The following is a 15,598-nucleotide window of genomic DNA, read 5'->3' as shown; positions in this document are numbered from 1 at the left end:
TTTAACTTGACAAAAAACCAATTACTATCTATTAATTATGAATTGCCAATTAGGACGAATTGCTTGTTGCCAACTACCCGTCACCCGTAATTGATAAATGGATTTGTTAGAGTACCAAGCTAAATCATTATTTCGCCAGATGGCAATTCCGATTTTGCCGTCGCAGCGGATTGACAATCCCGCTGACCTCAAAGGACTGAAAATTCCTTACCCCGTTGTACTCAAATCGCAAGTGCGGGCTGGGGGACGGGGCAGGGCCGGCGGTATCAAGTTTGTAGAAAATACGATCGATGCAGTAGCAGCAGCCCAAACAATTTTTAATTTGCCGATCGAGGATGAATATCCCCAAGTCCTGCTGGCAGAAGCAAAGTACAACGCCGACCAAGAATTGTACTTAGCGGTACTCCTAGACCCCGTAGCGCGACGCCCGGTGCTTCTGGGGTCGAGCCAAGGAGGTATGGATGTCGAAGGGTCGATCGACCAAATGCAGCAAGTTGCCGTAGATCAAGAATTTTCCCCATTCTACGCGAGGCGTCTCACGCTGAAAATGGGATTGCAGGGAGACTTGATTCAATCGGTGAGCACTATTGTCGAAAAAATGTACCGACTGTTTGTCGAAAAAGATTTAGATTTAGTAGAAATCAATCCTCTCGGCATCAGTCCAAGGGGAGAGGTAATGGCTTTAGACGGTAAAGTCACCGCCAACGACGATGCCTTGGGACGACATCCAGATTTGGCAGCACTCTCGGAGAAGAAGCTCTTGGGCGGGTTGGCACGGGAAAGAAGAAGTCCCCATGCTGGGGGCGATCGCTCCCATTCCCAGTCCAAGGTTCAGCAGTCGCCGGAGTTTGACCCCAAATCTAAATCCCCAATCTCGAATTCCGAATCCCTGCAATTAATCGAACTAGACGGGAATATTGCGATTTTGTGCAACGGAGTGGGCCTGACAATGGCAACTCTAGATGCTGTAACCCACCAAGGAGGAAAACCAGCTAATTTTGTGAATATTGGTTCCCTAGACCGCTACTATGCAGCAAATGCCCTGCGCGATCGCGTGGAGTTGGGTCTGGAGTTAGTCGCTCAGGATAAAAGCGTTAAGGTGATACTTGTAAATATTTTGGGCAGCGCCTCCAAGACTGAGGAAATAATCGCTGCAGTAGCCGGCTATTTGGAACGGAAAGCTCGCGCTAACCGCCACATCCAAGTTGTGCTGCGACTGGTAGAGATCGATGCTGATGCTGTTAAAAAGCGTTTGGGACAGTTGCCGGTGCAGCTAGCTAGCACTTTGGATGAGGCTGCGGCCGCTTCTGTATCCTCCGCCAAGTAGGGGCAGTCGATCGGCAAAAAATGAGATTTCTTTACAGATGAAGGCCTTCTGCTTTTTACAGATCGAGTGTCAAGTGGGAAAAAGTCAATCACCCGGCGCTGCTCGGAGTACCGAGACAGCGCGGGCACAGAAATTGCCTAGTTGACCAGTCTAAGTGGTTCGCCCACTACGTTTAAGGTAAGTGTTGAAGTACCTACCGGAGGATGCGTGCTAGTCTTCCGCTCTAGAACTTAAAAGTTAAACAGGTGTAAGGGTTAAGCCAGTGCTTTTAAGATAGTTACCGACCTTAAACATTGACGAAGCAAACATTACCCCGTAAGGGAGGACTTAAATGTCTAATTTGGTTTTTGTACTTGATACCAAAAAACGACCGCTCAATCCAATCCGCCCAGGATTGGCACGTAAATTGCTAACTATTGGCAAAGCTGCTGTCTTCAAAAGGTATCCATTTACGCTAATTTTGAAAGTAGAGGTAACAGTACCGCAAAAACCAATCACTCTCAAAATAGATCCTGGCTCTCGAACTACTGGAATTGCGTTAATACAAGGAGAAAACGTAATCTTTGGTGCAGAGCTAACACACCGAGGACAAGCTATTAAAGCCAGCCTTGAATCTCGCCTTTCATTGCGTAGAGTCAGGAGAAATCGCCATACCCGCTATCGTCGGGCTAGATTCTCAAACAGGACTCGCCCTAAAGGTTGGCTAGCCCCAAGTTTGCAGCACCGCGTCGAAACAACACTGACATGGGTGACTAGATTGATGAAACTCGCCCCCATTGCTTCTATTGCTCAAGAGCTTGTCCGATTTGACTTACAGCAATTAGAAAACCCAGAAATTTCTGGAATCGAGTACCAACAAGGCGTTTTGCATGGCTATGATATCCGCGAGTATTTGTTGAACAAATGGGAGAGAAAATGCGCTTACTGTGGTGAAATAAATACACCATTACAAGTCGAGCACATTCATCCCAAAGCCAAAGGCGGAGCTAATCGCATTTCTAATCTTTGCCTTGCTTGCGATGCTTGCAACAAAAAGAAAGGTACTCAAGATGTTGAGCAATTCTTGTCTAAAAAGCCAGAGATTTTGAAGCGGATTCTATCTCAAGCAAAACGTCCGTTAAAAGACGCAGCAGCCGTCAATTCGACTCGTTGGACATTATTTAATCGACTCCGTACAACTGGCTTGCCTGTTTCTACAGGTAGTGGTGGCTTAACGAAGTTCAACCGCATTCAATTAAATTTACCTAAAACTCATTGGCTAGATGCAGCTTGTGTCGGAAAGGTTGAGTCATTGAAGATTTTAACAAGCAAGCCACTATCGATCAAAGCAACTGGTCACGGGACACGTCAAATGTGCCGCACTGGCAAATTCGGCTTTCCATCTCGCTATGTTCCCCGGTTTAAGTTTGTTAAAGGTTTTCAAACGGGAGATATTGTCAAAGCGATTGTAACCTCTGGCAAGAAAATTGGTACATACGTTGGACGTGTTGCCGTAAGAACCAGTGGCTCATTCAATATTTCCGCCGAGCGAATTAGTGTCAGGGATTAGCCACAAGTATTGTTCAGTTATTCACAGAAAAGATGGTTATTCGTATGCAGCATAAACCTTGCCCCCCTTTTCCTCTCGCCGCTGACCTGGGTACAGGTACAGCGGGAGTCTCCAAGGGGGAAGAAAGATGAATTTAACTCCTGAAAGCAAAGTCCTAGTACAGGGCATTACAGAATCTCCCGCGTCCACCCGCGCCGCCCTGATGATGAAAGCATACGGCACGAATGTAGTCGCCGGTGTTAGTCCCGGTCGGGGGGGGCAGGAAGTGGAGGGAATTCCGATTTTTGATTTGGTAGAACAAGCAGTGGCGGCAGTGGGTCAGGTTGACACTGCGGTAATTTTGGTAGACGCTTACTCCGTGCTGGATGCGGCTCTAGAAGCGATCGCCGGAGGAATTCGGCAAATCGCGATCGTCACAGGGGGAGTGCCTCCTCTGGATATGGTGCACTTAGTCAGAAAAGCAGAAGCCACCGAAACTTTGGTAATCGGGCCCAACAGTCCGGGGATTATTGTGCCCGACAAACTGCTGCTGGGAACTCACCCCAAGGAATTTTACACTCCCGGCCCGGTGGGAGTAATCAGCCGCAGCAGCACTTTGACTTACGAAGTTGCCCTAGAACTGACGGAGGCCCGGTTGGGACAGTCGATGGCGGTTTGTATTGGCTGCGACGCGATTGTCGGTTCTTCTTTTATGCAGTGGCTGCAAATTTTGGACGAAGACGACAGTACGGAAGCGATAGTTTTGGTGGGGGAAGTTGGCGGGTGGAGTGAACAAGCTGCTGCTTCTTACATCGCTTCGGCGATCGACAAACCCGTGGTTGCTTATCTGGCCGGCCGCTACGCTCCCAAGGGGCCGTCTTTGGGCCACGCCGGCATCCTGATCAGTTCTAGGGCTGCTGCCCAGAAAGCCTTTGGAGTTTCGGCCCCAAACAAAATGGCTGCCTTTGAAGAGGCGGACATACCTGTGGCGGCTCGACCTTCCGAGATTCCTAAGTTGCTCAAAAAATTGCTCAAGAAAAATTGATTGCTTTGGGAGTTTTCACACAAGTCCTAACCCTCTTGGGGGTTGGGATAAGGGTAGGGCGGGGGCGGGTTTGGTCTCATATCATTTCCGGTTAAACCGGAATGATGGTTGACTGTTGACTGTTGACTGTTGACTCGATTTTATGATTCTGATGCAACCGGAAACGATATCAAAAGTGTCTGCAGAATGCCACAACAGCCGCTTCAACCCGCCTTTAGGACACATTTATGATTTTTTTACCAAAGCCCTCTGACCGGCATCACAGGCTGCGGTTGGGGTGCTGGCAATGGCGCGGCGCGGCGCGGCGCTGGAGGCGGAGTTGTTGGCTGCACGCTGGGGCGAGGTTCGATCGGCCTTTCGGTGGGATTTGTTTCAGTTGTGCGAGTTGTCGATCGCGTCACATCTTCAAGCAGGCTTCGCAGAGTTCCAGCTATACTCTGAACTTTCCCAACAGCGGTGCGAAGGCTGGCAACATCTACGTAAACCTCCTTGAGAGGATACTTTTTCAGGATTTCTAGCAGCGATACCTTACCGTCATCCCCGGATGCCAGGATCACCGCTGCCCGCAAAGCTTTCCCGCTTTCTGTGCGGCGCTGAGTCCGAATTGCTTGACCGATGTCGTCAGTGATCTTTTCTCCTGGGGTGCTGTAAACTACCCTCGCCAGATTAGCAGGCTTTAAACCAATTTCTAAACCCATGAACCCCCGCAGTAATTGCGCGTCCATTTTGGAGAACCGGATAATTTGTTGGAGGGTTGGCGTCGTCGTGCCGTTTTTAGCAAATTCTTCTAAGTCGCTGACATTGATGGCTTGTCTGATCGGGCCAAATGTGAGGACTACTTTTTCGGCCCCTAATGCTCTACTGCTGCTAGATAATATGCTCCCGCTTGCTCCTAAAACTAGGGCAATGCCGATCGATACAAATTTTGTTAATTTCATATTCACCGCAACATTAAAATTATTTTTTCGAGATTTGTACATTTTTGTACATTGTACAGTATAGATGCAGCAGTTATATTCTACAAGGTCGCCAGTCTAATTTGTGCCCGCGTCACACCGACAATCTCGACCGAGACTTTTTCTTATCTTGACTTTAAGAATAAGTAAGGATAGTCAATTAAATCATTTCCCTTTTTTCTTGTGGGATGGGCCTAAGAGCCCGCCCAGAAAGGACGGGCTCTTAGGCCCATCCCACAACAGTCATGAAAAGTGGATTTTATTTAATTCTCATCCCTAACCATATCTGCCGACCTATTTTTGATTCTCTTCATTCTGCCTTCTACCTTGTACATCAGAGTGCCTTCTACATCAGAGTGCCTTCAGCCTTCTACATAAGTGCCTTTTAGAAATTATGTTGAAAACCAAGCGCAAATCCAAGAAATCCAAACACAAGCACAGCGAAAAAACCACAGCGCTCAGCAAAAAAGAAGTAACTGCACAAAAACGCAAAATTTCCCAAAAGCGCAATGAAGTGGTGCAGGCGATCGCCATAAGCTGCTTAATCACCTTTGCTCTCAGCATTCCCCTGTTTTTCGTAGCCGGCCCTAAGATTGCTATTGGAGGAGGCGCAGCCGCAGCCATCTTGCTGCTTTCCTACAAATACCCCCGTCAAGCTTTGTGGACTTTTCTAATTTACCTGCCTTTCAGCGGTACAATTACCTACGCAATTGGCGGCGGCAATCCTGCATTTCAAGTAGCCAAAGATGCTTTCTACATACCAGCTCTCATCGCCCTAATTCAAAGCTGCAAAAATAAACAGTTGCCCCTGTTCATTCCCAAACAAATGCTTTCTACCTTCAGCATCCTGTTGATGATGGCAATGCTGACTTTAATTTTTGTCAACGGGGAGATGCAGCTCAACCCTAGGGGCGGCGACAAACCAATTCTGCAAGGAATTCTCGGCTTAAAAGTATTGATAGGTTATATACCGCTGATTGCTTGTACCTATTATCTGCTCCGCACTAAGAAGGATTTGGTGTTTTTTAGTCGAATGCACATCGTTTTGGCGATCGTTTGCTGCCTTCTCGGTTTGATTCAGTACCTGTTGCTGCAAAGTGGAAAGTGTGCGGGAACCAGAGGCATGATCGGAGCAGAATTATATAAAGCAACGCTGGAAGCTAGATGTTTTGTCGGCGGTTCTTTAGTGTTCAGTCCAGAAGTCAAGTTTGTCCGCTTGCCGGGAACTTTTGTCGCGCCTTGGCAGTGGGCGTGGTTTTTAATTTCTAATGCTTTTTTAACCTTTGCCTCTGCCTTTTGCGATCCTTCATTCTGGTGGCGCGTTATCGGTTTATTTGGCATGGCATTAGTATTTGCCAATGCAGTTATTTCCGGTCAAAGAGCTGCTTTAGTTATGGTTCCAGTTGCTACAGCAATCCTGCTAGTTCTCACCGGTCAATTAGTTAATTTAAAACGATTTATTCCCATTGGTGCAGGACTGGCGATTCTGCTATTTGTCGGTGCAGCTATTAACCCGGGAATTATCGAGCAGCGGTGGGATAGTTTTGTTAGTCGCTGGAATGCTGCACCGCCCCAACAGTTTCTCTTTAATCAGTTCGAGCAGAGCAACAATTTTATCATTGATAGACCTCTGGGCAGAGGTGTGGGACGAGCAACTAATTCAACGCGAATATTTGGTGCAACGCAGCTAATTGAAACTTTTCAACCTAAGTTGATATACGAACTAGGTTATCCGGGAATGATTAGTTTTCAGATGATGCTTTTACACTTAGCTTTTCTAACTTTTAGAGCTTACCGATCTGTCAAGGACAAAAGTTTGCGGAGTTACGGAGCTAGTTTTTGGGTGTTTGTTGCCTTTATTACGATCAATACTCAATACTATCCGCTGGATGTAGATCCAGTGTCGGTGTATTATTGGGTTTTAGCTGGAGCGATTTTAAAGTTGCCCAAAATTGATAAACAGGTACAGGATGAAAAACAGCAGGAAGTTGAGTCAAATGAATTGCAAGTTCACCAGCCATTAAAGGAGAAAAAAATTCTTTCATCTTCCCCAATTTGAGAATTATTCTGAGTGTTGAGTTTGGTGGATTTTTTCTTGTTAAGTAACCCGCTTTCGCTGCGGGGGAATGCCAATATAGCCCGCCCTGCTGGGTTTATCTGTGCTAAAACTCACCCCTACAGCATATTGTTGCTCTTAAGTTTACTGCGGTTGCCAAACCGGATTGCTAGGATACAAATCTTTGTCATTTGTCAATTTATTCAATCCTGAACCGTCCAGGTTAATTACATACAAGTGGCTTTTTTCGCCTTCGGTTTCATTATATATAAAAGCAATTTGATTGCTGTCAGAATACCAAGCTAATTCTGAAATTTTTGACGGTTTTAGCCTGGTGGCTAGTTGATTTAGCTGGTTGCCGTCAGCATTGATTGTGTAGAGTTTTTGATTGTTGAACTCTCCGGCGACGAAAGCAATAAATTTGCCATCCGGCGACCACGAAATTTCGTCGTAGTTTCTGGGTTTTTGGGTGAGGTTCTTGGCTGTCCCCCGGTTAATGTCGATCAGGTAAATATCTTGCTGTTCGCCTGATAAATCGCCGAGTTTATTGTAATAGTAAGCAATTCGGCTGCTGTCTGGCGACCAAAATAATTTGACGTTGTAAACCTGATGTTGCGGGTTGTTTGTCAAATTTTTGAGGTTGGTTCCATCGGCATTAATTGTGTAAATTTGCTGTTTCGGATAAGCGCCGAACAGGAAAGCAATTTTTGTGCGATCGGGCGACCAAAAAAGTTGACTGCCGCCGGATATATATTCGCCGGGACTTTTAGTTAGTTTGGTCATTACCGAACCGTCGGCATTCATTTTGTAGATATTTTTATCCTTGACAAATGCTACTTGCTGACCGTCCGGCGAAAGGTAAAATTCTGATGAAATTTCTGTTTTAGGCGGCTCTCCTCCTACTTCCAAATTCCTAACTAATTTAGTTCCTTGGATGCCAGAAGTGTCGCTTGTATAAAGTGATTGACTGCCGGGAGTATCAGAGGTAAACCCGTCGCAAGAACGGGCAAAAATAAATTTCTGGCTGTTGGAAAACCAAGCTATTTCAAAATTAGGTGCTTTGCAACCACCCTCAGCAAACTGTTTAGTTAGTCGAGAACCGTCAGCATTGACTGTATAGATGTCGCTGTATCCGCCAACGAAAGCCAGTCGCTGGCCGTTGGGCGACCACACGAGGGGACTGTTAACATCTATATTAGGTGTAAGTTCGCGGCGACCGGAACTGGTAGCATTGAGGGCAAATAAACTGTTTCTGGGCTCGCTGCCCCGCATCTGGAGGGCGGTAAACGCTAGTATCCTTGGTTTTTGGGCTGCGGTTGGGGGAGGGCTGTGAAGGCTCAAAAACAAGCTGATTAAGACTGTTAGGGAGATGAGGGCGATCGCACTTATCGGCCATAATTTATGGAAGCTGAAAAGTTGCAGAATTTGCCACAAGCTTTTCAGGGGCGGCCAAGATTCCCAACCCCTAGTCCCCACACTCAACTGAAAATCTTGTGGAACAAGCTTTTGTGGAACGGGCATCTTGCCTGTTCCATATCGCAGAGGGAAATGCAAGTTAAAACGCATTTTATCGATTCCTCTGCTAATTTTCAAAGTGTTTGTCGGTCTATATGCCGCGACAGCCTCAAACTCTGTTTAATTCTGCCAATAATTAGCTCAAACATTTTTTTGCGGGACGGATTCTTGCTGCTGGGTGGCATCCCTAACTCGCAACACATTAAGTTCAAGTCAGTTGCACTCATGGCCAACAACTTTTGCCTCACCTCTTCTTCATTACCATTCTTAGCTTGTAAACGCAGTTCTTCATAAACTTCTAGAACATTAGCCGCCGATAGATTAACAGGTTTATTAACATCAGCACCCCTGGGAATATCCGAAGTTTTTGAGCCAGCAGAAATCACTCCCCGCTTGACTTGAGTCTCAAGCCGGGTTAATTTTCGAGCAACGTCCCGCAAGATTTCCTTAAGTTCGCCAATTTCCTCAACCAACCCCCCGCTTTCTTGTTCGGAAGCAGCCAAAATTTCTTTTTTACTCATTTCAGATACTCCTCACACTCGCGCCATAGTTTTTCAAATTCTCTAACTAATTCTCGCGGCAGTTCTCCCTCATTAATCGCCCGTTTTAGCCCGACGCTTTCCCGAATCGTCGATTCTAAAAATCTAACTTCTATGTTATTATCTTTGGATATCTCATCGCAAAGTCTCTTTACTTCTCTCATGTAAAACTGAACTTCATTTGTCAGCAATCCTCCATAGGTTTTAGCTTTATTCATAAAGACTGCTATCTTGGGAAACGGATAAGGCTCAATCCGTTTCTGAAGCGAGTTTAAAACTAAACTCAATCCCCTAGAACCAAAATAATCGGGATTGACGGGAATTAATATTAAGTCGCAGCAAGAGAGTACGCTGTAGGTGAGGAGACTGAAGGAAGGCGAACAGTCAAAAAGCATCAAGTCGTATTTGGGGAGATTGGCAGAGTTGGCGATTTTGCCGATGAATCGGCGGATGAAGTCTTTAACACTTTTCCCCTCAAATCCATCGATATCCAACCAATACAATTCTTCAACTGAAGGGACAAAATGCAACTGTTCGTCAATCTGATAAATGGTGTCGAAACCAACGGGAAATTTAAAATTCTGTCCGGCTTTTTTAAAGACTTCTAGGGCGTCGTAAATTGTAAGTCTATGCTTGAGAGATTTTTCGTACCACTTACCAAATTTGTCATCTAAATGACCTGTATTTTCGTTAAGTCCGATCGCCTCTGTGAGCGACATTTGCGGATCTAAGTCTAACATCAAGACTTCTAAGTCGGTTCCTTGGGATATAATATTTCCCAGACTCCAAGTGACGGTAGTCTTTCCGACACCGCCTTTGAAGTTGATTACGGCTATTGATTTAGGACTCATGGCTGGCTTTGTTTGGATTTTGCTCAAATATAAATTAAAACATATTGTGGCGGTTAGTCGATCGCGCGATCGGCCACTAGCGGAGCCCTCGAAGAGGATCGTAGGCCCGATGTGTCAATTCAGATGAAAAGAAAAGTGCGATCGAGAAATTAATAATAAAATAAACATCAAATTATGTCAAATAACCGGCAAGTAAATATTTACAGAGATAGATGCACAAATAAATCGGAATGCGTAAGCTGAAATTGCAGAATCATCAGACAAGGTATGACGCGAGAAGTTACAGATTCAGAAGGGATTGTTTGGAGTTGCCAAGAGGCATATTCTGGTCTTTATGACAAGCCCCTGAACCGCGAAAAAGCTCAAGTAAAAGGCTCGGATGATGCTTATTGGGTTGTCTGCACTCCGGCTGGCGGCGCAAAGTCCGTGCGGCTTCAGCTACAGGGCGATTGGGAAAATTCCTGTTCCGATGAGGCATTGCTAAGCTCGATCGAAACACAGCAGCAGGAAGATGGATGATAGTTCGATCGCTACTTTGAAACACGACTTACGCTTATCAACCGGGTTTTTCTGAATAGTCGATCGATGTAGGTTGGGTCCAACGCCAACTTGAAGTCTTTTTTGTGCAAGCGCGTTGCGGAGGGTTTATTCTTTAACCCAACCTACGTATATGATATGCGATAGATCGGGCGCGATCGAAGTTTTATTAAAGTAACATCAAGCACACAGCAGCAATCCTTCTCTATAAAGAGGCAATTACGCGGAAGTATTCCTAGAGTTGTCTAAAGTCGATCGCTCCCAAAAGTCGAATTTGCGACAGAAGATTTATGAAAATTCACCATTTAAATTGCGGGTGTATGTGTCCGATTGGCGGGGCGCTGTTTGATGGCTTCAGATGGAGTCTGACGGCGCACCTCGTTTGCCACTGTTTGCTAGTCGAAAAAATCGAGGACTTGTTCTCGCGGATATCGGCTTCGGAATCCGAAATATCGAGTCGCCTTATTCGCGTCTGATTCCGTTTTTTATTAATTTAAATCGCATTCAGTTCGATCGCAAATACACCGCAGTCGATCGAATCCAACAACTCGGATTTCCCCCCCGAAACGTGCGCCACATCGCGATCGCCCACCTCGATTTCGATCGCGCAGGCGGCAAGCGAGGATTTCCCAAAAGCGACGGTGCACGTAAAGCAGTTCCTGATGGAGGGCGCGCAACACCGCTTCCGCTTCATCGGGCGGGGGCGCTACCGCGCGCAACAGTGGGAGGATTCAAAATTTTTTTAGCGACGCACCATACCACTTCTAACGGGGATGAATAGCTTTCGCTTAAAACAATAGAAAATTTTCGATCGCTGCCTCGATCGCCGGCAATTTCTACCCGAGTTTGTGCCCGAGTAATTTTTTTATCGCAATTGTTCCCTATCTTAGATTATACCAATTTAAAAAAAAATGCAACAGTATTCTCGTCTTTTCCCTTTGCAATGGATGGTTAGGGGATCGAAAAGTGTTGCATAAGTTTAGAGAAATAGTTTTATAATAAAAAACAAGACAACAATAAGAGGTATCGAGAGCATGGTGACAAATATTGGAGGATTGCCAGTCAGAGAAGATGTTATCGTGACAATTGCTGGCACTGTATCGGGTTTCCGTGAAGATGAATTTTTACTCCGAGATAATACCGGCGAAATTTTGGTCGCACCGAGGAACGGAAACCAGGTGAATTTAAATATCGGCGATCGAGTAACTGTCGTTGGCGATCGCGACGATCTAGAAGATTTTGATGCTATTAGCATTACCCGTACCGACTCGCCACCACCCGTACAAAACTTGCCGCCGAATTCTGCGAACAATCAACCGCCAGCATCAAATACTCCTCCGATATCAGCTAATTTGAACAACAATTCCCTGCAAAATATTGGAGGATTGCCAGTTAGAGAAGATGTCATCGTGACAATTGCTGGCACTGTATCGGGTTTCCGTGAAGATGAATTTTTACTCCGAGATAATACCGGCGAAATTTTGGTCGCACCGAGGAACGGAAACCAGGTGAATTTAAATATCGGCGATCGAGTAACTGTCGTTGGCGATCGCGACGATCTAGAAGATTTTGATGCTATTAGCATTACCCGTACCGACTCGCCACCACCCGTACAAAACTTGCCTCCGAATTCTGCGAACAATATCATTGGCAGCGAGGGTAACGATAACTTATTCGGTGGAGAAAGTAATGATATCCTCACGGGAAAGCGCGGCCAAGATCGGCTATTTGGCAATCTAGGAAACGATACCATTTTCGGAGGAAAAGGCTCAGATACTTTGGATGGAGGAGGAGGAAACGATATCCTCAGAGGGGATATGGGACAAGATTTTCTCACGGGAGGAGCCGGGAATGATATCTTTGTCTTGTCATCCGCAAGTGCTGCCGCTAATTTAGATATTGCCGATCGCATTGTTGATTTTGAAACAGGTATTGACCGCATTCAACTTAGTCCGGGGTTAACTTTTGCTGACCTCAGTTTAGAAATAATTGACGGAGGTACTGTGATTCGATCGAATCGAGTCAATCTAATTTTGGGAATTGTTGATAACGTCACTCCTGGGATGCTTAGTGCCAATGATTTTTTTGCCTAAATCCTAAAATAAGTCAACGGGTCAGAGAACAAAAAAACCGAGTTTCTGCTTCTGACCCCGATCTTGTAATAAATGAATTGTGGATAATAGATGACTGAAATTTTGCCTTGGGGTCAACTCTTCGCGACGGATGCCGCAGGATTTATCATCAATGATTGCCATGCCGATAAAATACTGCCGCCTTGGAAAGCTTTAGTAGAAGAACTGAAACAAGCTTGTCTGAAAGTTTGGTCAAATCGCTTGCAGGGGCTTTATTTGCGCGGTTCTGTACCTCGCGGTTTGGCAATTCGGCTGGTTTCCGATTTAGACAGTTTTGCTATTTTGTCCGGCGAAATCACCGACAAAGATATTACTTTGTCTCGGAAGATTGGCCATCGACTCAATCAGCGTTACCTATTTTGTAAAAAAGTAGAAATTCAGCTATTAGATTTGTCAAATATCCAGCAACCTGATTCGATTTGGCAAACAGTTATCCAGACAGCCAGCTTGAAAATAGCCGGAGATATCAAATTCAACTTTCCCAAATTTAAGCCGGGAAATTCCCCGATCGACTATGCTGTTACTTGGGAAGCAGATTTAGCCAAAACTCTGGATATTTTACAAAAGTTATCCCCCGATCGGTTGAATTTTTCGGCTCAAGTAAAAAAACAATGTGCCTGGATTGCGAGGCGCGCGATCCGAACGGGGTTTGAGTTGGTTATGGAACAAGACCAAAGCTATACCGTAGATTTATATTATTGCTACGAAAGGTTTTCTGCTTATTTTCCCCAGCAACAGAGTGCGATGAAAAAGACTGTAGAATTAGCCCTAGAACCTAGTCAAAATCGCCCGGGTTTAATCGTATTTTTCCGGGAATTTGGCGGTTGGTTAGTTTCTCAAGTTCGCCAGGAATTTTACTCTTCAATAGAGGCCGAAGCTTCTACCAGTAAAATCCCCTGAGTCACTAACCGAGTTAAAAGCGGAATGACTTCTGTTTCTACATCCAGGGAGGGACACAAGTCTGCTAAATCTAGCAGGCTAAATCCTTCTGGCTGAAATAGTTTGGCTGTTAAATCCGCAGGAATTCCTTTGATATTCGCTTGTTTGGAGGCGATGGTAATTTTAGTTTCGTTTTCCCCCCTGGGTAAAATTTGAACCGGATGTAAGTTGGAACAAATAAACCGGGTTTCCAGTCCTCGATCGAAAATATTGCTGCCCAGTTGATAGGGAAAAGAAAATGGCAGCGGTGGGCGATCGCTGTAGTCTAAATAATCGAGATAGCGATCGATCGACTCCGGGGATTGCAGCCAGGAAATCAGGCGATCGCGCAACTTTTCTAAATCAGGTTGAACTGCTGCAACATCCCCTTGACGGATCGGCGGTAAACTTGACCGCCATTCTGAATTTTGCCGCAATTCTTCTCCCAGCCAATTCAACCAATCTAACCCGGTTTGACAATCAATTCCTAAACTTAAATGCAGGGAAGGAGAAGATTCATCACTTGACGGATTAGTACGGGCGATCGCATAATGCCAATGTCCCCTAGGAATATATAAAACATCTCCCGGTTTGAGGGTACATTGGAGATAAGGGGGTTCATCGGGAGGAATTTGTTGTGCCGATCGCATTGCAGAAACAGGAGAGGCGATCGTCTCTGGAAAAATCCACCATTCTTTCTCGCCCTCTATTTGCAAAACCAGCACTTCATGGGTATCGTAATGACAATTAAATCCCTTTTGGGAACGGGGCGAACAATAAAGATTAATCTGACTTCGATAACCTATTTCTTGACGGATATGGGCGGCAAATTCCCCTAATTCTGGAACCCGACTGTGTACGCTATTAATAATTAAGGTTGCTCCTTGCTGAAGCATTTCCAGCCATCGCTCCGCTTTGGCTGATGGTAGAGATTCTCCATCCAGGGAAAACCGCAAATCGGGATAATTAATTTCCTGGTAGTTCAACAAATTATTCAGCTTTTTCCAATCAAATAAATGCTGGAATTTAGCCGAATTGTTACCTGGGATAAATACAGCTTGCTTTGTCCAAAATTCTTGAAAAAATTTATCTACGGAATGGGGATGCAGCAGAACTTGTAAAAGTTTCATAAATTATATCCCGCCGTGCAAATAATAATTTGTGAGTTGTTTCCAGGTAGGTCAATTCATCGAACTGAGAACATTTGACCGCAGAATTCATGCTTTGAAAAATATGGGATGCTTCCAGAAGAATATCCCATATAAAAAAAGTTTTGTCCTGTATTTGATGGCAGATTTTATGCCTGCCGGGCTTGACGGCCTTGACGACCTCGATCGTAATCCTGACCTCGATCGTAATCCTGACCTCGATCGTAACCTGCATCAGCAACTAACATTAAGTAATCTGAGGAGTCTGAGTCGTTGGTTGCGAGGTTAACAACTTCTATTTCTATGCGAGAATTTGCGGTATTATCTTGTGAATAAGCACTCAAAGCTCCTTGAACTGGAGCGATTAAGAACAAGCTAGCTTTGGTACTTAAAAGACAAGCCAAGAGTAAATTGGAAGATTTGAGGTATGACATAACCTGGTAAGGATTTAAAAGGCATATTTTACGGTAGTATATGACAATTTTTAGAAAAAGTCAATCGATTTTAGATTTTAGATTTTAGATTTTAGATTTACTTGCGCGAGATAAATGCTCTTTCTTGAGGATTTTAGATTTTGGATTTTGGATTGATTCCACGGATAAATCACGTGGCGAGTACCACCTTTGAAATTATTGGTCAATGAAGGGAAAAACCCGGTTTCTGGCTACCCCACGACAAGCAAAGAAACGGGGTTTTTCGCAGATTTTACGAGGTGTGACGAGTATTCAAGGGAAAACCCCGGTTTCTGATTGCGCGAGAAGCAAAGAAACGGGGTTTTTCGCAGATTTTACGAGGTGCGGCGAAATATTCAAGGGAAAAACCCGGTTTCTGGCCACCCCGCAAATCTAAGAAACCGGGTTTTTCGCAGATTCTACGAGGTGCGGCGAGTATGCTCGAAAAAACCCGGTTTCTGGGCCCCCCGCGAGAAGCAAAGAAACCGGGTTTTTGGGAGTTTCTACGAGGTGCGGCGAAGTATTCAAGGGAAAAACCCGGTTTCTGGCCACCCGCGATTTGAGATAAAATATAGACAAGCCCTCAACATAACG

General features: G+C 45.2%; 13 protein-coding genes and 1 pseudogene. 8 read left to right on the top strand and 6 right to left on the bottom strand.

The genetic code is table 11. The features are described from left to right. Window positions 1–97 precede the first annotated feature (97 nt). The 3 genes and pseudogenes from QT984_RS15525 (at window position 98) to QT984_RS15515 (ending at window position 3,900) form a co-directional block, all read left to right on the top strand. A complete protein-coding gene (locus tag QT984_RS15525) occupies window positions 98–1,327 on the top strand; it encodes a succinate--CoA ligase subunit beta (RefSeq protein ID WP_333055463.1) in 1,230 nt (409 codons plus the stop codon). 331 nt (window positions 1,328–1,658) lie between these two features. Beyond that, a pseudogene (gene iscB / locus QT984_RS15520) lies at window positions 1,659–2,931 on the top strand (RNA-guided endonuclease IscB). A gap of 72 nt (window positions 2,932–3,003) precedes the next feature. After that, complete coding sequence (locus QT984_RS15515; RefSeq protein WP_333055462.1) at window positions 3,004–3,900, top strand: CoA-binding protein; 897 nt, start codon at window positions 3,004–3,006, stop codon at window positions 3,898–3,900. Between the two features lie 236 nt (window positions 3,901–4,136). Here the strand turns inward: QT984_RS15515 and QT984_RS15510 are convergent, their stop codons facing one another. Then, a complete protein-coding gene (locus QT984_RS15510; protein WP_333055461.1) occupies window positions 4,137–4,838 on the bottom strand; it encodes an alpha/beta hydrolase in 702 nt (233 codons plus the stop codon). Window positions 4,839–5,250: 412 nt separating this feature from the next. Between QT984_RS15510 and hpsL the strand changes: the two genes are divergently transcribed. After that, on the top strand, window positions 5,251–6,915 hold the full coding sequence (gene hpsL, locus QT984_RS15505; RefSeq protein ID WP_333055460.1) for a hormogonium polysaccharide biosynthesis protein HpsL: 1,665 nt from the start codon (window positions 5,251–5,253) through the stop codon (window positions 6,913–6,915). A 141-nt stretch (window positions 6,916–7,056) separates the two neighbouring features. On the opposite strand, the gene QT984_RS15500 is transcribed toward hpsL, so the two are convergent. The 3 genes from QT984_RS15500 to QT984_RS15490 all read right to left on the bottom strand — a co-directional run bounded on the left by QT984_RS15500 (window position 7,057) and on the right by QT984_RS15490 (window position 9,817). Then, complete coding sequence (locus QT984_RS15500; RefSeq protein WP_333209000.1) at window positions 7,057–8,433, bottom strand: DPP IV N-terminal domain-containing protein; 1,377 nt, start codon at window positions 8,431–8,433, stop codon at window positions 7,057–7,059. 68 nt (window positions 8,434–8,501) lie between these two features. Then, window positions 8,502–8,948, bottom strand: a complete 447-nt coding sequence (locus QT984_RS15495) for a hypothetical protein (RefSeq protein ID WP_333374359.1) — start codon at window positions 8,946–8,948, stop codon at window positions 8,502–8,504. Next, entirely contained in the window at window positions 8,945–9,817 is an 873-nt protein-coding gene (locus tag QT984_RS15490) for a ParA family protein (RefSeq protein ID WP_333029965.1), read from the bottom strand. Before QT984_RS15490 ends, QT984_RS15495 begins: the two co-directional genes overlap by 4 nt. A 267-nt stretch (window positions 9,818–10,084) precedes the next feature. Here QT984_RS15490 and QT984_RS15485 point away from each other — a divergent pair, with 267 nt between their 5' ends. From QT984_RS15485 to QT984_RS15470, 4 genes are all read left to right on the top strand, one after another. Next, window positions 10,085–10,336, top strand: a complete 252-nt coding sequence (locus QT984_RS15485; protein ID WP_333055457.1) for a hypothetical protein — start codon at window positions 10,085–10,087, stop codon at window positions 10,334–10,336. 376 nt (window positions 10,337–10,712) lie between these two features. Beyond that, window positions 10,713–11,135 carry a hypothetical protein gene (locus QT984_RS15480; protein WP_333055456.1) on the top strand — a complete coding sequence of 141 codons (423 nt, stop codon included), beginning with the start codon at window positions 10,713–10,715 and terminating at the stop codon, window positions 11,133–11,135. A gap of 253 nt (window positions 11,136–11,388) precedes the next feature. Beyond that, window positions 11,389–12,447, top strand: coding sequence for a M10 family metallopeptidase C-terminal domain-containing protein (locus QT984_RS15475; protein ID WP_333055455.1), 1,059 nt, complete (start codon window positions 11,389–11,391; stop codon window positions 12,445–12,447). A gap of 90 nt (window positions 12,448–12,537) precedes the next feature. After that, window positions 12,538–13,386, top strand: coding sequence for a hypothetical protein (locus QT984_RS15470; RefSeq protein ID WP_333055454.1), 849 nt, complete (start codon window positions 12,538–12,540; stop codon window positions 13,384–13,386). On the opposite strand, the gene QT984_RS15465 is transcribed toward QT984_RS15470, so the two are convergent. Both QT984_RS15465 and QT984_RS15460 read right to left on the bottom strand, forming a co-directional pair. Continuing rightward, entirely contained in the window at window positions 13,341–14,534 is a 1,194-nt protein-coding gene (locus QT984_RS15465) for a JmjC domain-containing protein (protein ID WP_333055453.1), read from the bottom strand. The two genes, QT984_RS15470 and QT984_RS15465, sit on opposite strands and share 46 nt — an antisense overlap. Window positions 14,535–14,701: 167 nt before the next feature. After that, complete coding sequence (locus QT984_RS15460; protein WP_333055452.1) at window positions 14,702–14,986, bottom strand: hypothetical protein; 285 nt, start codon at window positions 14,984–14,986, stop codon at window positions 14,702–14,704. Between the last annotated feature and the right edge of the window lie 612 nt (window positions 14,987–15,598).

The organism is Microcoleus sp. Z1_B2 (assembly GCF_036700325.1).
GTDB lineage: Bacteria > Cyanobacteriota > Cyanobacteriia > Cyanobacteriales > Microcoleaceae > Microcoleus.
Note: the sequence above shows the minus strand (reverse complement) of the source record. Positions and strands in the feature narration are given on the sequence as shown.